The organism is Stenotrophomonas sp. 80084_Sma (assembly GCF_056481995.1).
The window spans coordinates 2,233,730-2,251,704 of sequence record NZ_CM151177.1; the positions used below are offsets into that span (position 1 = coordinate 2,233,730).

Genomic DNA, 17,975 nt, shown 5'->3' on the forward strand with positions numbered 1-17,975 from the left:
CCACTTTTTTTCAACCTACGCATTACCCGGGAGTTGTCATGTTGGAAGCCTACCGCCACCACGTCGCCGAGCGCGCTGCGCTTGGCATCCCGCCGCTGCCGCTGAGCGCGCAGCAGACGGCCGATGTCATCGAACTGCTGAAGAACCCGCCGCAGGGCGAGGCCGAGTTCCTGCTCGACCTGCTGACCCACCGCGTGCCGGCCGGCGTCGATGACGCGGCCAAGGTCAAGGCCTCGTACCTGGCGGCGATCGCCCTGGGCAGCGAGCAGAACCCGCTGATCAGCCGTGAGCGCGCCACCGAACTGCTGGGTACCATGCTCGGCGGTTACAACGTCGCCCCGCTGGTGCAGCTGCTGGACGATGCCAGCGTCGGCACCATCGCCGCCAACGGTCTGAAGAAGACCCTGCTGGTGTTCGATGCCTTCCATGACGTGCAGGAAAAGGCCAAGGCCGGCAACGCCAACGCCCAGGCCGTGCTGCAGAGCTGGGCCGACGCCGAGTGGTTCACCAACAACCCGGAAGTGCCGCAGAGCCTGACCGTCACCGTGTTCAAGGTGCCGGGCGAAACCAACACCGACGACCTGTCGCCGGCGCCGGACGCGACCACCCGCCCGGACATCCCGATGCACGCCCTGGCGATGCTGAAGAACAAGCGCGACGACGCGCCGTTCACCCCGGAAGAAGACGGCAAGCGCGGCCCGATCCAGCAGATCCTCGACCTGAAGGACAAGGGTCACCTGGTCGCCTACGTTGGCGACGTGGTCGGCACCGGTTCCTCGCGCAAGTCGGCCACCAACAGCGTGCTGTGGTGGACCGGCGATGACATTCCGTTCATCCCGAACAAGCGCGCCGGTGGCGTCTGCCTGGGTTCGAAGATCGCCCCGATCTTCTACAACACCATGGAAGATGCCGGTGCACTGCCGATCGAGCTGGACGTGTCGAAGATGGAGCACGGCGATGTGGTCGAGCTGCGTCCGTACGAAGGCAAGGCGCTGAAGAACGGTGAAGTGATCGCCGAGTTCCAGGTCAAGTCCGAAGTGCTGTTCGACGAAGTGCGCGCCGGTGGCCGCATTCCGCTGATCATCGGCCGTGGCCTGACCGGCAAGGCGCGCGAAGCGCTGGGCCTGGCCCCGACCGATCTGTTCCGCCTGCCGGTGCAGCCGGTCGATACCGGCAAGGGCTTCTCGCTGGCGCAGAAGATGGTCGGCCGCGCCTGTGGCCTGCCGGAAGGCCAGGGCATGCGCCCGGGCACCTACTGCGAACCGAAGATGACCTCGGTCGGCTCGCAGGACACCACCGGCCCGATGACCCGTGACGAGCTGAAGGACCTGGCCTGCCTGGGCTTCTCGGCCGACCTGGTGATGCAGTCGTTCTGCCACACCGCCGCTTACCCGAAGCCGGTGGACGTGAAGACCCACCACACCCTGCCGGAGTTCATCTCCACCCGTGGCGGCGTCTCGCTGCGTCCGGGCGACGGCGTGATCCACAGCTGGCTCAACCGCATGCTGCTGCCGGACACCGTTGGTACCGGTGGTGACTCGCACACCCGTTTCCCGGTGGGCATTTCGTTCCCGGCCGGTTCGGGCCTGGTTGCCTTCGCCGCTGCCACCGGCGTGATGCCGCTGGACATGCCGGAGTCGGTGCTGGTGCGCTTCAAGGGCAAGATGCAGCCGGGCGTGACCCTGCGCGACCTGGTCAATGCGATCCCGCTGTACGCGATCAAGTCGGGCCTGCTGACCGTGGCCAAGGCTGGCAAGAAGAACATCTTCTCCGGCCGCATCCTGGAAATCGAAGGCCTGCCGGAGCTGAAGGTCGAGCAGGCGTTCGAACTGTCCGACGCCTCGGCCGAGCGTTCGGCGGCCGGTTGCTCGGTGCGCCTGAACAAGGAGCCGATCATCGAGTACCTCAACAGCAACATCACCCTGCTGAAGTGGATGATTGCCGAGGGTTACCAGGATCCGCGTTCGCTGCAGCGCCGTATCGAGAAGATGGAAGCGTGGCTGGCCAACCCGGAGCTGCTGGAGCCGGATGCCGATGCCGAATACGCTGCCGTCATCGAGATCGACCTGGCCGACATCCACGAGCCGATCGTGGCCTGCCCGAACGACCCGGACGACGTGAAGACCCTGTCCGAAGTGGCCGGCGCCAAGATCGACGAAGTGTTCATCGGTTCGTGCATGACCAACATCGGCCACTTCCGTGCGGCTGCCAAGCTGCTGGAAGGCAAGCGTGACCTGCCGACCCGCCTGTGGGTGGCCCCGCCGACCAAGATGGATGCCTCGGAGCTGACCAAGGAAGGCGTGTACGGCACCTTCGGCGCCACCGGTGCACGCATGGAAATGCCGGGCTGCTCGCTGTGCATGGGCAACCAGGCGCAGATCCGCGAAGGCTCCACCGCGATGTCGACCTCGACCCGCAACTTCCCGAACCGCCTGGGCCGCAACACCAACGTGTACCTGGGTTCGGCGGAACTGGCGGCGATCTGCTCGCGTCTGGGCCGCATCCCGACCAAGGAGGAGTACATGGCGGACATCGGCGTGATCAACGCCAATGGTGCGGAGATCTACCGCTACATGAACTTCGACCAGATCGAGGAATACCAGGACGTGGCCAAGACGGTCGCCGCCTGATGCGGTAACGAAAAGCCCCCGGCTCGCGCCGGGGGTTTTTTGTGAGCGGACGACGCATGGTAGTGCCGGCCGCTGGCCGGCAACCCGTTGAAACGAAGAACCCCCGGTGAAAGCCGGGTTTTTTTTTTGCCTGATGGCCTGTAGTGCCGAATCAACGCCAATGGTGCGGAGATCTACCGCTACATGAACTTCGACCAGATCGAGGAACACCAGGACGTGGCCAAGACGGTCGCCGCCTGATGCGGTAACGAAAAGCCCCCGGCTCGCGCCGGGGGTTTTTTGTGAGCGGACGACGCATGGTAGTGCCGGCCGCTGGCCGGCAACCCGTTGAAACGAAGAACCCCCGGTGAAAGCCGGGTTTTTTTTTGTTGCCTGATGGCCTGTAGTGCCGAATCCACGCGTGGCTGCTGTTCGCGCCATGCGCGATGAGTCGAGCATGGCTCGACTCTACAACGGCATCCACGCATGGCGTGGATCTACTGCAAGCGGAGTCCTTGAGCCGGGGCGCGCAATCAGCCGCGCGCGAGCGCCAGCAACCGCTCGGCAATCCGTTCCAGCGGCACCTGTTCCTCGGCGGCGCCGAGCTTGAACGCGGCACCGGGCATGCCCCAGACCACACTGGTGGCCTCGTCCTGCACCAGCGTCGGTGCGCCGGCCTGACGCATTTCCAGCAGGCCGCGTGCACCGTCATCGCCCATGCCGGTGAGGATGGCGCCGATGGCGTTGCCACCGGCGTTCTGCGCGACCGAGCGGAACAACACGTCCACCGCCGGCTTGTGCCGGTTCACTGCCGGGCCGTCGTCGACCCGGCAACGCCAGCGCGCACCGTCGCGGATGATCCGCAGATGCTTGCCACCCGGTGGCAGGTAGGCGTGGCCGGGCAGCACCGCTTCGCCGTCGCTGGCCTCGCGCACGGCCATCGCCGAGTGCCGGTCCAGGCGTTCGGCGAAGGCGCTGCTGAAGCTGGCCGGCAGGTGCTGGGTCATTACCACGGCCGGGCCGTCGGCGGGCATGCCTTCCAGCACCACACGCAGCGCTTCGGTGCCACCGGCCGATGAGCCGATCGCGATCAGCCGGTCGGTGGTGCGGAACTGAGGCGTGGCGGGACGCGTCGCTGGGGAGGCGTCCAGCAGGAGCTTCGGTGCGGCAGCGCGCACCAGCGGGCGAACGCGCGAGCGCGCCGCCATCTTCACTTTGGCGATGATCTCGTCGGCGTAGCCCTGCAGGCCGCGCGCCACGTCCAGTTTCGGCTTGGAGACGAAGTCCACCGCACCCAGCGCCAGCGCCTGCAGGGTGGTGTCGGCGCCACGTTCGGTCAACGAGGAGATCATCACCACCGGCAGCGGGTGCAGGCGCATCAGGTTTTCCAGGAACGCCAGGCCGTCCATGCGCGGCATTTCCACGTCCAGGGTGATCACGTCCGGGGCCAGGCGCTTGATCTTCTCGCGCGCCAGCAGCGGGTCGGCGGCGGTGCCGACCACGTCGATGGACGGATCGCTGGACAGGATTTCCGTGAGCATCTGGCGCACGACGGCGGAGTCGTCGACGATCAGGACCCGGCAGGGGGCGTTGCCGGTCAGGGTCATTCGAACAGCTCCACGCCGCCGGTGACCGGGGCCTTGGACAGGCGTGCACGCACCGCCGATTCGGTCGCGGCCACTTCGGCCTCATGGGCATGCGGCAGGCGCTGCACCACCACGCGGCCGGTATCGGCGAAGAACCAGATCTTGCGCGGATGGATGCCGCACAGGTCCTCGGCGATGATCGGAATATGCTCGGCCTGCAGGTACTGGCGCACGAACTCGGCGTTGCGGGTACCGACCGGGTTGCTGGTGAAACCCTTCAGCACGTTGGCACCGCCGAACACCTTGGCCTCGATGCGCTTGCGGTGGGCGCCACGCTTGAGCATGTCGTTGATCAGCAGCTCCATCGCGTAGCTGCCATAGCGCGCAGGTGCGCCGTCGCCGGCGTTGCCCTCGGGCAACAGGAAATGGTTCATGCCGCCGATCTTCAGCACCGGGTCGCGCAGGCAGGCCGCCACGCAGGAGCCCAGCGTGGTGGTCAGCGCAGTGGTGTCATCGACCACCAGGTACTGGGTCGGCAGCAGCTTGGCCGCAATGGTCTTGAAGCGCGCGTCCTGGTAACGCATCACATCATCGGTGCGCAGCGATGCGTTCATGCGCCTGCCTTTGCCGCACGGCGGTACAGGGTGCGTCCGCAGGGCTGGATCAGGTCGGCGGCATGCAGGTAGTTCTCCGAGTGGCCGGTGTAGAGCAGGCCATCGTCGGACAGGTGCTGTACCAGCCGGCCGAGGATCGCGCGCTGGGTCGGCTTGTCGAAGTAGATCATCACGTTGCGGCAGAACAGTGCGTCGAACGGGCCGCCGACGTCGTAGCGCGGGGCAAGCAGGTTCAATGGGCGGAACTCGATCAGCTCGCGCAGCGCCGGCAGCACGCGGCACTGGCCCTCGTTGGGGCCGCTGCCGCGCTGGAAGTAGCGGCGGCGCAGATCCGGATCGAGGCTGGTGACGCGGTCGATGTTGTAGACGCCACGGCCGGCGGTGGCCAGCACCTGGGTATCGACGTCGGTGGCGATGATGCGTACCGGTGGCTTCAGGGTGCCGAAGGCTTCGCAGGCGGTGATCGCCATCGAGTAGGGCTCTTCGCCGGTGGAGGCGGCGCACGACCACAGCAGCAGCGGCGTGCGGCTGGAGCGTTGCTGCAGCTCCTCGCGCAGCTTGTCGAAGTGGTGCGGCTCGCGGAAGAACGAGGTCAGGTTGGTGGTCAGGGCGTTGGTGAACGCCTGCCACTCGTCACCGTCTTCCTGCTCCAGATGGTCCAGATACTGCTGGAAGCTGCGCATGCCCAGCGTGCGCAGGCGGCGCGACAGGCGGCCATAGACCATGTCGCGCTTTGCCGGAGCAAGGGCAATGCCCACGCGCTGGTAGATCAGGTCGCAGACGCGGCGGAAATCACGGTCGGCGAACTCGAATTCGCGCGGGCCGGTGACGATGGGAGTAGGACTTTGCACGGGGGACGTGTCCATCGGCAGAGGCGGCGGCCGAAGCCGCCGCGGGTGGGTCTCAGAATTCCTGCCAGTCGCTGTCGCTGGCGACGAAGGTGCTGGCGTTGCTGCCGGTGCGGCGTACCGGTGCTGGCGTCGGAGCCGGCCGCGGACGCGCCACGGCGGCGGCGACATGCACCGGCTCGACACGCGCGGCCACTGCCTTCATCGCGGCCGAGACCTGGTTGTCCAGGCGGAAGATCGCCACGGCGTCGGCCAGCTGGCCAGCCTGTTCTTCCATCGCACGTGCGGCGGCGGTGGCTTCTTCCACCAGCGCAGCATTCTGCTGGGTGGTTTCGTCCATCTGCACCACGGTCTGGTTGACCTGCTCGATGCCGGCCGACTGCTCCTGCGAAGCCGCGGAGATCTCGGCCATGATGTCGGTCACGCGCTGCACCGAGGCGACGATCTCGCCCATGGTGCTGCCGGCCTGGTGCACCAGGCTGGAGCCTTCGGCGACCTTGCCGACCGAATCATCGATCAGGCCCTTGATCTCCTTGGCCGCGGCGGCCGAGCGCTGGGCGAGGGTACGCACTTCGCTGGCGACCACGGCGAAGCCACGGCCCTGTTCGCCGGCACGTGCGGCTTCCACTGCGGCGTTCAGCGCCAGGATGTTGGTCTGGAAGGCGATGCCGTCGATGACCGAGATGATCTCGGCGATCTTCTTCGACGAGGCTTCGATGGCCGACATGGTGTTGACCACCTGGCCGACCACGCTGCCGCCTTGAGAAGCAACACCCTGCGCGCCGATCGCCAGCTGATTGGCCTGGCGGGCGTGCTCGGCGTTCTGGCGCACGGTGGAGGTCAGTTCCTCCATCGACGCGGCGGTTTCTTCCAGATTGGCGGCCTGCTGCTCGGTACGGCGCGACAGGTCACTGTTGCCCGAGGCGATCTCACCGGCGGCCAGGGTGATGCTGCCGGCGCTGGCCTGGATCTGGCCGACGATCTGGGTCAGCTGGGTGACGGTGGTGTTGGCGTCGTCCCGCATGCGTGCGAACACGCCCTGGTAGTCGCCGTGCATGCGCGCGGTCAGGTCGCCTTCGGCGATGGCCGACAGCAGCTGCGAGAGCTTGCCGAGGTTGTCATCGCTGACCGCCATCATCGCGTTGAGGTTTTCCAGCATCAGGCGGAAATCGTGATCGAAGCGCTGCGCGTCGCCACGGCGGCTGAAGTCGCCTGCGGCGGCGGCACTGGCCAGCTGCTTGATCTCGGCGTTGATGCGGCCGAGGTTGGCCTTGACCGTGTCGACGGTGGTGGTCATCGCGGCCTTCTCGCCGGGGTAGCGCGCGACGTCGCGGCTCAGATCGCCCACCGCGTACTGCTGCACCACGTCCAGCACATCGTGCAGGGTCTGCACGTGGCCGCCGACCAGGGCATTGGTTTCCTGCACCATCAGCCCGTACTCGCCGGGGAAGGCGCTGGCATCGATGCGGTAGCTCAGTTCGCCGCCGTCGTGGCGACGCGCCATCTCGCGCTGGCCGCTGATCACCGCGTGCAGCTGCTGCTGCATGCCGGACATGGCGTCCAGCAGGCGGCCGGTCTCGTCATGCGGCTGCGGGCCGATGTGGCTGTCCAGCTTGCCGCGGGCGATACCCTCGGCGACGGCCGTTGCCTGCTTCAGCGGTACGGCGATGCGGTTGCCGATGAGCCAGCTCAGGGCCAGCACGATCAGTACCAGCACGCCACCGGAGACGGCCATGATGGCGGTGAACACCAGTGCCTGCTTCTGCACGTCGTCCATGTAGACGCCACTGCTGACCACCCAGTTCCAGGGCGCGAACAGGCCGGCGTAAGCCACCTTCTCGACCTCGCCCTTGCTGCCGGGCTTGGCCCAGCGGTAGTTGACGAAGCCGCCACCGGCCTTGGCTGCTTCCACCTGGTCGTAGTAGATGCGCACGCCGTCGTCGGTGCGGAAGTCCTTCATGTCCTTGCCGACCAGGTCCTTGCGGAACGGGTGCATCAGCAGGCGGTAGCCGGTGTCGTAGATGTTGAAGTAGTAGGCATCGTTATCGGCGCGCATCACTTCCAGCGCCTGCAGGGCGGCGGCCTTGGCCGCGTCCTCGCTGAGCTCGCCGGTACCGGCCAGGCGATGGTAGTGCTGGAGGATGCCGTAGCTGAGTTCGACCTGGGTCTTCAGCGCGGTCTTGCGGGTCTCGGTCAGGTCGAGGTACTGCATGCGGGCGGCGATCACAGAGAGCGCGATCACGCCAAGCGCGATGAGCAGCGTCAGCAGGTTGAGCTTGCGCCGGACGGAGAGGTTGCTGAAGTAGTGTTGCCAGCGATGCATGAGATTCATCGAGCAGGACCAGGTCGAAGCGGGCGGGCGGCGCCGTGCCGGTCACAGCGGGACAAGCGGTGACAACCCCGTTATCGGCCGCGCGGGCGGGGGATTGAGGTGCGGTGTCCGAACGTATTCAGGTTTCCTTGCAGCGGCGGCTGCGGCGCTGCCTGCGGCAGGCTTTTGAAGCAACAGCAACAGCAACAGCAACAGCAACAGCAACGGCGGTTGGTCGGCTCTGAATTTTCAGTGGGTGGCTGGATCGGGGTGGGCTGGCGGGACACGCCGTAAACCCGTCCTTGGGGGCTCGATGGCGCCATCCATGGCGCCAACGGTCCCGCCAGCCCACCCCGACCCAGCCCTCTCGGCATTCCTGTGACGGACGGCAAGAGCGTTGGCTTTCCAAGTGGGAAGAGGGGGCAGATCCGTTTTCCTGCGGAAAGCGAATCTGAACCCGGAAGCGGTGCTGTTGCTCTTGCTCTTCTTTCTTCAATCCGGGGTGGACGCGCACGGAAACTGTCCGTGGCCGGGAGGGTGGGCTGCGCAGGGGCGTGAGCCGCATGGATGCGGCGACCGAGCTTACATGGACGTACTTGCAGCGGCCCCTGCGCAGCCCACCCTCCCGGCCAACCCTCAGTAGCCACGCGCCTACCGCGACCACCCCGAGGGGCTTCGCCGTTGGCTGGATATCCAGATACCCCGTAAACAAAAACGCCCCAGCGCAGGGCCAGGGCGTTCTCGTACATCAGGTCAGGCAGGCATCAGAATTCCTGCCAGTCTCCATCGGCCAGTTCGGTGGCCATGGGGCGACCACCGGCGGTGCGGCGGGCCGGCGGGGCGACCGGGGCCGGTGCGGCCGGTGCGGCAGCACGCGGGACCGGGGCAGCGGCGATGCGCGGGGCAACCACGGTCTCGGCTTCATCCACCACGAAGATCGACACGGCCTCGCTGAGGTGACCGGCCTGTTCTTCCATTGCGCGTGCGGCGGCGGTGGCTTCTTCCACCAGCGCGGCGTTCTGCTGGGTGGTTTCGTCCATCTGCACCACGGTCTGGTTGACCTGCTCGATGCCAGCACTCTGTTCCTGCGAAGCCGCAGAGATCTCGGCCATGATGTCGGTCACGCGCTGCACCGAGGCGACGATCTCGCCCATGGTGGCGCCGGCCTTGTGCACCAGTGCCGAGCCGTCGTTGACCTTGCCGACCGAATCATCGATCAGGCCCTTGATCTCCTTGGCGGCCGCAGCCGAGCGCTGGGCGAGGGTGCGCACTTCGCTGGCGACCACGGCGAAGCCACGGCCCTGTTCACCTGCGCGGGCAGCTTCCACTGCAGCATTCAACGCCAGGATGTTGGTCTGGAAGGCGATTCCGTCGATGACCGAGATGATCTCGGCGATCTTCTTCGACGAGGCTTCGATGGCCGACATGGTGGTGACCACCTGGCCGACCACTTCACCGCCCTGCGAGGCGACGCCATGTGCGCCTATGGCGAGCTGATTGGCCTGGCGGGCGTGCTCGGCGTTCTGGCGCACGGTGGAGGTCAGTTCCTCCATCGACGCGGCGGTTTCTTCCAGATTGGCGGCCTGCTGCTCGGTGCGGCGCGACAGATCGCTGTTGCCCGAGGCGATCTCGCCGGCGGCCGAGCTGATCGCGCGGCTGGACTGCTTGATGCGGGTGACGATCTCGCTCAGCTGCGCGGCGGTCGCGTTGGCGTCGTCTCGCATACGGGCGAACACACCCTGGTAGTCGCCGTGCATGCGCACGGTCAGGTCACCCTGCGACAGTGCGGCAAGCAGCCCGGAGATCTGTTCGATGCTGCCGGCGTTGGCGTCGAGCAGGCCGTTGATCTGCTGGGCCAGCTGCAGGAAGAAGCCTTCCTTGTCGCTGGAATCGATGCGGCCGGACAGGTCGCCGGCAGCAGCCTGGGCGATCACGCGGGCCACTTCGGCTTCCACCTGCGCTTCCTGGGTGCGGTCGCGCCATTCCACCACGTAGCCGACGGTGTCGCCGCCTTCATTGCGGATGGTGGAAACCACCTGGGCGAACTGGGCATCGCCGTACTGCATCGGGCGACGGGCGACGCCGTGTGCCTTCAGGTTGCCCAGCAGGGTCTGGTCCATCTCGCCGCGATGCTCCAGCACAGTGACCGGCTTGCCGATCAGCGAGGCCTGCGCGTCGAAGTCCGGCAGGTCGCGGCGCACGTCGTCCTGGTACTGGCTCAGGGTCTGCTGCAGGGCGCGATTGGTGTAGACGATGGTATTGCTGGTGTCGGTCAGGTACACGCCGGTGGAGCTGTAGTCCAGCGCGGTGCGGATGCGCAGGTTCTCGCGGGCGATGGCCTGGTCGGTTTCGGTGCGCTCGCGCAGGTCGCGCTGCATGCGCTGCATCGCCTGCATCAGTTCGCCCACTTCGTCCTGGCGGCTGACGTCGATGTGGCCATCGAGCTTGCCGCCGGCCACATCGTTGGCAACCGAGACGGCGCCGCGCACGCTGCCGACCAGGGCACGGGCAAACAGCCAGACCAGCACCAGGCCGAGTGCGGCGCCGCCCAGCAGGGCGATCACGGTCAGCACGGCCGAGGCGGAGTAGGTGGATTCGGCCTCTTCGCGCGAGGCGCGGGCGAGGCGGTTGTCTTCGGCGATCAGCGCTTCCAGCGCCGAAGCGGCCTTGCGGTGCTTGGTGCGGGTCTCGCCGACGAAGGTATCGATGGCGTCGTCCGGCAGGTCCAGTTCCAGCATCTCGGTGACGCTGTCATAGGAGGCCAGGGCGTCCTTCCATTCCTTGGCGAAGGTGTCGAACAGCTTCTTCTGCTGTGCGTTGTCGACCAGCTTCGGATAGTCCTTGATCGACTTGTCCATGCTGGTACGCAGCTCGACGGTCTGCTTGCGTGCATCAGCCTTGACGTCGTCACTGGCGCGGATCAGCTGCTGGTAGGCGGCGTTGCGGTATTCACCCAGCATGCCGCGCATCTCGCCGGCCATGCGGATGCTCTCCATGCGAGAACCCGCCAGCTCGGTGGTGACGTTGTTCAGCGAGTGCAGGCCGCGATAGGCGACGATACCCTGCAGCAGCATCACCAGCAGGAGGACACCGAAGGTCAGCAGCAGCTTCGGCATCAGTTTCAGGTTGTTGATCCACGGCATGGGCGTTGCGAGCTCCTAAGGCAGACGCGCCCGGGCATCGGGCCCGGTTGCAGCAGAAACCACGCCGGCACCAGGTCCGGCGTGGTTCGACGGACAGCGGATTACTTGATGTTGGCCAGCTTCAGGCCGGCCGGCGAGCTGACTTCGATTTCCGCGCGCGAGGCGTCGCGCTGGATCTTGCCGATCACGCAGACGGTCTTGCCTTCCAGGGTTTCCAGCGGGAAGGAGAACTTGCTGCGGTTCTCGCCAGCGATGCGGGCCGAGAAGGTGTGGCGCGGGAAGGCGCCGCCCATGTACAGGAAGGTCGGCTGGCCTTCGGAACCTTCTGCGTAGCGGGCCTTCTCGACCTTGCCGCAGACCATGCCGTCCTTGCCGACCGAGCGCGGTGCCAGTTCCGGCGGGATCATGTCGGCCGACTGGGCGAACGCGGCGGAAGCAGTGGTGGCCAGTACAGCGGCCGAAACGAACGCAAGCAGGGACTTCATCGAGGTGTATCTCCGGGGATGGTGATGGTCGTTCCGGTCCTGCGCGCTCCTGCGCGACCGGCTTCTGTCCCCCTATCGGCACTGCCGAAGGGAACTGAAGGGTTTTGTGACCAGAACGTGAAGCAGGTCCGTTCGATCAGGCAGCGGCGTCTTCAACGACGCTGGCCTGGCCCATGTCGGCGCTGTCCAGCAGGGTCTCGATGTCGAGCAGGATCAGCATGCGGTCGTCCTGCGTGCCGATGCCGGAGATGAAGCGGGTATCGACGGCGGCGCCGAATTCCGGGGTCGGGCGGATCTGCTCGGCCGACAGCGGGATCACATCCGAGACGCTGTCGACGACGATGCCGACCACGCGGTCGTCGACGTTCAGCACGATCATCACGGTGAAGGCGTCGTAGCGGGCATCGTCCAGGCGCAGCTTCAGGCGCAGGTCGATCACCGGGACGATGGTGCCGCGCAGGTTGATCACGCCCTTGATGTAGTCCGGTGCATCCGGGACCCGGGTGACCGCGTCATAGCCGCGGATTTCCTGGACCTTGAGGATGTCCACGCCGTAGTGCTCGGCACCGAGGGTGAAGCTGAGGAATTCGCCACCGGCGCTGGCGGCGGAGCTGGTCTTGTCGTTCATCGAGGGGTCCTGGTTCTGCCGGAAGTCCCGGTGTCAGGCTCGATATCGGCCCCTCGTCGGGGGACTTTAGGTGCCGGGGGAAGGCATCCACGCATGGCGTGGATCTACACGGGAAGCGGTAGTGCCGGCCGCTGGCCGGCAACCTGGCAACAATGTGGATAAGACCATTGCCGGCCAGCGGCCGGCACTACCGGTCGGGAGGCCTTACAGCTCGCCGTTGCGGCGCGCCTTGCGCTGGCGGTCGATACGGAAGATGTAGCGCTGGATGGCACTGTCGGCGCCACGCGGCAGGATGTCGAAGCGCATGCCCACGCGCTTGATCTCGATGCCATTGGGTTGGCGCTGCGGCAGCAGGTTGCAGACGACCAGCTCGATCTCCAGGTCGGGGCCGTCGGGCAGCGACAGCATCGCCGGGTAGCGCTTCTGCAGGCTGAACACTGCGCAGTCGGTAGGTACGGCCACCGCCAGGCCGCCGCCGCTGATGTCCACCACCCGCATCGACAGCGCTTCGGCACGGCTCTCGCCGGCGGGGATCAGCAGCTGGGGCGAATCGGTGACTGGCGTCTCCAGCCGGTACATCTCACGTCGTTGCAGATGGACCAGTTCAATCGGCAGAGGGGCACGGAAGGCGACGTGGCCGTCGTTGTCCACACGCTGCAGTGCCTGCAGGCGGAACCGCACCAGCACACGTTCGAGCTGGGCAAAGCACAGCAGATGGTCGGCCTGTTCGGCGGCTCGGTTGGACGCCTCCTGCGGGCTGCCATCGAGCAGCAGGGTGTCGTCGTCCTCGTCGAGTTCAAGCAGCGCGGTTGGGAACGAGCGGTCGCGGCCGTCGATATGCGCATTGATCAGTGATCGCTGGTCGATCAGCGATCGCAACAGCTGCCGCAGCTGGCGCGGATTACGGACCAGGAAACGTTCGTCAGCGGCATCAGCCGCGTGGACATCATGCACTGCAGTGTCGTTGCCGTCGGACATGGAATCTACGGTCAGGGGCGGGCGCCAGCACGCGTTGGCGCGAGGCTCGATGGGGATATCGGCCACTGTGCCCGATTATGAAGTGAGAATTGCATCACTTTCCATGCGTCAGGGGTCGGATCCCTTTCCCGAAGGAAAGGGATCCGACCCCGGGTACATCAGAACTCCTGCCAGTCGCCGTCTCCGGCCAGCGCCGGCTGGGCCGTCGCGGTGCGCAGCGTACGCGCCGGGACCGGCTTTGCGGCCGGTGCGGCGGCTGCAACCTGGCGCGGTACCGGTGCCGCCAGCGGGCGGGCCGGGATGGCGGTGGTGCCCTGCGATGCCAGCCGGAAGCGGGCCACGGCTTCATCCAGCTGCACGGCCTGGTCTTCCATCGCACGTGCGGCGGCGGTGGCTTCTTCCACCAGCGCGGCATTCTGCTGGGTGGTCTCGTCCATCTGCACCACGGTCTGGTTGACCTGCTCGATGCCGGCCGACTGTTCCTGCGAGGCCGCGGAGATCTCGGCCATGATGTCGGTCACCCGCTGCACCGAGGCGACGATCTCGCCCATGGTGCTGCCGGCCTGGTGGACCAGGCTGGAGCCTTCGGCGACCTTGCCGACGGAGTCGTCGATCAGGCCCTTGATCTCCTTGGCGGCGGCAGCCGAGCGCTGGGCGAGGGTACGCACTTCGCTGGCGACCACGGCGAAGCCGCGGCCCTGTTCACCGGCACGGGCGGCTTCCACCGCCGCGTTCAAAGCCAGGATGTTGGTCTGGAAGGCGATGCCGTCGATGACGCTGATGATCTCGGCGATCTTCTTCGACGAGGCTTCGATGGCCGACATGGTGGTGACCACCTGGCCGACTACTTCGCCGCCCTGCGAGGCGACGCCATGCGCGCCGATCGCGAGCTGGTTGGCCTGGCGTGCATGCTCGGCGTTCTGGCGCACGGTGGAGGTCAGTTCCTCCATCGAAGCGGCGGTTTCTTCCAGGTTGGCGGCCTGCTGCTCGGTACGGCGCGACAGGTCGCTGTTGCCCGACGCGATCTCGCCGGCGGCGAGGGTGATGCTGCCGGCGCTGGCCTGGATCTGGCCGACGATCTGGGTCAGCTGCGCAACGGTGGTGTTGGCGTCGTCCCGCATGCGCGCGAACACGCCGTTGAACTGGCCGTCCATGCGTGCGGTCAGGTCGCCGGCGGCGATCGACTGCAGCAGCTGCGAGAGCTGGCCGAGGTTGCCGTCGGCCACCTGCATCATGCTGTTGAGCTGTTCGATCATCACGCGGAAATCGTGATCGAAACGCTGCGCATCGCCGCGCTGGCTGAAGTCACCGGCGGCGGCTGCCGAGGCCAGCTGCTGGATCTGCGTGTTGATGGCCAACAGGCTGGCCTTGGCCGCATCCATCGACTCGTGCAGGATCGCACGGCTGCCCGGCAGGCGGCGTGCATCCGGGGTGAGGTTGCCGGTGGCGTACTGGTTGAGCACGTCGATGGCATCGCGGATCGCGTCGAGATGTTCGAAGATGACCGTGTTGATACCGCTGGCCAGCTGCCCGTAGACGCCCGGGAAGTCTTCCGGAATGCGATGGCTGATGTCCGGACCAGCGTGCATCTGCGCCATCAGCTGGGTCTGCTCGGAGAAGCGGCGCAGCATCGCGGTCATTTCGGTGGTGGCGGCCAGCATCTTGCCGGCTTCGTCCTTGCTGGTGGCCTGGGTGCTGACGCTGAGATCGCCACGGGCAACGGCCTGGATCGCGTGCACGGCCTTGCCGAGCGGGCCTGTGACGGCGCGAGAGATGACCGTTGCCAGGGTTGCGGCGACCACAACCAGCAATACTACGACGGCAATGATCGCCAGCATGCTGTTGCGGTGGGTGGCGTTGGCGTTGTTGATCTTGTCCTGCATCAGCGAGCTGCTGTACGCGCCCAGTGCCTTGAGGTCTTCAAAGGCTTTGCGGCGCAGCGGGCGCGACTGGTCGTCGGAGATCTGCCGTGCGACGACGCCATCGCCGGCGGTGGCCGCTTCGCGCAGCTTGGCATTGGCTGCGAAGTAGCCATCGACGTCGGCCTGCACGGCGCGGTAGAGCTCGCGCTCCTTGGCGCCGGCCGGCAGCTTGGCGTACGCGGCCAGCTGTTCGCGCACGACGGCGGCGGTGTCGTCCATGCGCTTGTTGTAGTCGGCCACCTTCTCGGGCTGGTCCAGCATGCTCAGCTGGGCCAGCTCATAGGTGCGGAACTCACCCAGCTGCGAGCGCACTTCGCCGAGGTACTGCACGGACGGAATATCGTTGGAGGCCATCGCGCTCAACTGCGCGTTGGCCTCGGACAGGCGGACCAGAGCGAAAGCGCCCAGTACGACGGTCATCAGGGTGGTGAGGGTGAACCCCACGGCCAGCTTGCGGGCGATGGGCAGATCGTGGAACCACTTCATGCAGGGTGCTCCAGGTGGGCAGGGCGCCGGCGTCGTTGCGTCGGCTGGGGGTGGTTGCAGAGCGAACGGTGGTGCCCGGTGGGGGTTCGGTGACGGCCGTCAAAGCGAAATAGCGGCGCAGTTCGGATGGACTTTATGGACGCAGATCACATTCGGTTGCGTAGGGACGGCGGCGCGAAAGTGGCGCCATGACAGGGCTTTCGCTTGAACGGCAAGGTTGCGCCCGAAACCTTCGTGCAGACGGAGTTCACGGTATGCCTGGCGAAGCGAGCGCGGTCAGATCGTGGCCGTGCGCGCAAACGAAAACCGCCGCCCCGAAGGGCGGCGGCTCAGTGCACGCATGCAACGTGGATCAGGCGGCCTGCGGCATCCGCAGCGAACGCACCAGACCGCCGATGTCGACGATCAGGGCCACGCGGCCATCGCCAAGGATGGTGGCACCGGATACCCCGCCGATGCGGCGGTAGTTGTTCTCGATGTTCTTCACCACCACCTGCTGCTGACCGACCAGCTCGTCCACTTCCAGCGCAATCTTCTGGCCATCACCTTCAACCACCACCACCAGCGATTCGCTGCCCGGTGCGCGGTTGCCGTAGCCGTAGTACTCGCTCAGCGACAGGATCGGCAGATACTCGCCACGCACGCGCAGCACGCGGCCTTCGCCGGCCATGCTGCGGATGTCCTCGGCCTGCGGCTGCAGGGCCTCAAGCACATAAGCCAGCGGCAGGATCAGGGTTTCACCGGCCACTGCCACGGTCATGCCGTCGAGGATGGCCAGGGTCAGCGGCAGCCGGATCAGCGTGCGGGTGCCGGCGCCGAGGCTGCTTTCGATCTGGACCTCGCCCCCCAGTGCCTGGATGTTGCGGCGGACCACGTCCATGCCGACGCCACGGCCGGACAGGTCGGTGACTGCATCGGCGGTGGAGAAACCCGGCTGGAAAATCAGGTCCCAGACCTGCGAATCGGTCGGGTTGTCCGGCACCGCCAGGCCGCGTTCGGTGGCCTTGGCCAGGATCTTGGCGCGGTCCAGGCCGCGGCCGTCGTCGCTGACTTCGATGACGATATGGCCACCCTGATGCGAGGCTGCCAGGGTGATCGTGCCGGTCTCGTCCTTGCCCGCACCGCGACGTACGTCGGGCATTTCCAGACCGTGGTCGATCGAGTTGCGCACCAGGTGCACCAGCGGATCGGCGATCTTTTCGATCAGGCCCTTGTCCAGTTCGGTGCCTTCGCCGACGGTGCGCAGGCGGACCTGCTTGCCGAGGCGGCTGGACAGGTCGCGGACCAGGCGCGGGAAGCGGCGGAACACCGCATCGACCGGCAGCATGCGCACGCCGATCACCGCTTCCTGCAGGTCGCGGGTGTTGCGTTCAAGCTGGTCCAGGCCGGCGAACAGGCTCTCGGCGTGGACCGGGTCCAGCGCGTGCGAGACCTGCTTGAGCATGGCCTGGGTGATGACCAGTTCGCCGACCAGGTTGATCAGCGCATCGACCTTGTCGACGCTGACCCGGATCGAGGTTTCGGCTTCCTGGCCGCCAGCGCTGCTGGCAGCGGCGGCGGGTGCCGCCGGTACAACGGCAGCCGGTGTGGAAGGGGCGGGTGTGGCAGGTGCCTCGGTGGCCAGGCTCGGCGGCGCAGCCGGACGGATGTCCAGTTCGCAGTCGTCAAGCACCCAGGCGAAGGTGTCTTCGATCTTGCTGCGCGGCACCTTGCCGACCAGACCCAGGTCCCACGCCAGGTGGGCCTCGAGCGGGTCGAGTTGGGCGAAGCCGGGCAGGCGTTCCATGCGCGCGGCGACCTGCAGCGAACCCAGGTGCTCAAGTTCGCGGATGATGCGCAGCGGGTCGTTGCCGCTCATGAACAGCGATGGCGCCGGGGTGAAGCCGATCTGCCAGGCTTCCGGCGTATCGTCCACCTTGGCTGCGGCGGCCGCGGGGGCGCTCGCTGCGGCCTCGCCGGAAAGAACCGCCTCCAGGCGCGCCTTCACCGCAGCAACTGCGGCGGGATCGGCGGCTTGGCCGTGTTCGGCTTCGCGCAGCAGGGCGCGCAGCACGTCCACCGAGGACAGCATGGCGTCGACGGCGTGGCCTTCCAGCGCCCGCTTGCCGGCACGCAGCTCATCGAGCAGCGTTTCCAGCACATGGGTCAGGCCGGCGATCGCATCGAAGCCGAAGGTGCCGGCGCCGCCCTTGATCGAGTGGGCGGCGCGGAACACCGAATTGATGATCTCCGCGTCCTGCTGCCCCGATTCCAGGGCCAGCAGGCCAGCCTCCATCGCGTCGAGGCCTTCGCGGCTCTCCTCGAAGAAGGTGGCGTGGAAGCGTTGCAGGTCCATGCTCATGGCAGTGGTGGTCCGGAAGCGAAG

11 protein-coding genes are annotated in these 17,975 nt (G+C 66.7%); 1 reads left to right on the forward strand and 10 read right to left on the reverse strand.

Going from position 1 to position 17,975, the window contains the following annotated elements; translation table 11 throughout:
- Window positions 1–38: 38 nt before the first annotated feature.
- The gene (gene acnB, locus ACZK3W_RS10430; RefSeq protein WP_478450785.1) at window positions 39–2,630 is read left to right on the forward strand and encodes a bifunctional aconitate hydratase 2/2-methylisocitrate dehydratase; all 2,592 of its coding nucleotides are present in this window, start codon (window positions 39–41) and stop codon (window positions 2,628–2,630) included.
- Window positions 2,631–3,142: 512 nt separating this feature from the next.
- On the opposite strand, the gene ACZK3W_RS10435 is transcribed toward acnB, so the two are convergent.
- The 10 genes from ACZK3W_RS10435 to ACZK3W_RS10480 all read right to left on the reverse strand — a co-directional run bounded on the left by ACZK3W_RS10435 (window position 3,143) and on the right by ACZK3W_RS10480 (window position 17,951).
- Window positions 3,143–4,216, reverse strand: coding sequence for a protein-glutamate methylesterase/protein-glutamine glutaminase (locus ACZK3W_RS10435; protein WP_121503191.1), 1,074 nt, complete (start codon window positions 4,214–4,216; stop codon window positions 3,143–3,145).
- Window positions 4,213–4,809 (reverse strand): chemoreceptor glutamine deamidase CheD, encoded by a 597-nt coding sequence (gene cheD / locus ACZK3W_RS10440; protein WP_008264676.1) that lies wholly within the window; start codon window positions 4,807–4,809, stop codon window positions 4,213–4,215. Before cheD ends, ACZK3W_RS10435 begins: the two co-directional genes overlap by 4 nt.
- Window positions 4,806–5,675, reverse strand: a complete 870-nt coding sequence (locus tag ACZK3W_RS10445; RefSeq protein ID WP_050509861.1) for a CheR family methyltransferase — start codon at window positions 5,673–5,675, stop codon at window positions 4,806–4,808. The genes cheD and ACZK3W_RS10445 overlap by 4 nt, the downstream gene beginning before the upstream one ends.
- A gap of 37 nt (window positions 5,676–5,712) precedes the next feature.
- The gene (locus tag ACZK3W_RS10450) at window positions 5,713–7,989 is read right to left on the reverse strand and encodes a methyl-accepting chemotaxis protein (RefSeq protein WP_201119044.1); all 2,277 of its coding nucleotides are present in this window, start codon (window positions 7,987–7,989) and stop codon (window positions 5,713–5,715) included.
- A 743-nt stretch (window positions 7,990–8,732) separates the two neighbouring features.
- Complete coding sequence (locus tag ACZK3W_RS10455) at window positions 8,733–11,111, reverse strand: methyl-accepting chemotaxis protein (RefSeq protein WP_478450786.1); 2,379 nt, start codon at window positions 11,109–11,111, stop codon at window positions 8,733–8,735.
- A gap of 101 nt (window positions 11,112–11,212) precedes the next feature.
- On the reverse strand, window positions 11,213–11,596 hold the full coding sequence (locus ACZK3W_RS10460; protein WP_106467940.1) for a hypothetical protein: 384 nt from the start codon (window positions 11,594–11,596) through the stop codon (window positions 11,213–11,215).
- A 136-nt stretch (window positions 11,597–11,732) separates the two neighbouring features.
- On the reverse strand, window positions 11,733–12,224 hold the full coding sequence (locus tag ACZK3W_RS10465; protein ID WP_049401162.1) for a chemotaxis protein CheW: 492 nt from the start codon (window positions 12,222–12,224) through the stop codon (window positions 11,733–11,735).
- A 204-nt stretch (window positions 12,225–12,428) separates the two neighbouring features.
- The gene (locus tag ACZK3W_RS10470; RefSeq protein ID WP_049401200.1) at window positions 12,429–13,202 is read right to left on the reverse strand and encodes a flagellar brake protein; all 774 of its coding nucleotides are present in this window, start codon (window positions 13,200–13,202) and stop codon (window positions 12,429–12,431) included.
- A 158-nt stretch (window positions 13,203–13,360) separates the two neighbouring features.
- The gene (locus ACZK3W_RS10475; RefSeq protein WP_478450787.1) at window positions 13,361–15,610 is read right to left on the reverse strand and encodes a methyl-accepting chemotaxis protein; all 2,250 of its coding nucleotides are present in this window, start codon (window positions 15,608–15,610) and stop codon (window positions 13,361–13,363) included.
- 352 nt (window positions 15,611–15,962) lie between these two features.
- Window positions 15,963–17,951 carry a chemotaxis protein CheA gene (locus ACZK3W_RS10480; RefSeq protein WP_032129224.1) on the reverse strand — a complete coding sequence of 663 codons (1,989 nt, stop codon included), beginning with the start codon at window positions 17,949–17,951 and terminating at the stop codon, window positions 15,963–15,965.
- Window positions 17,952–17,975: the final 24 nt, after the last annotated feature.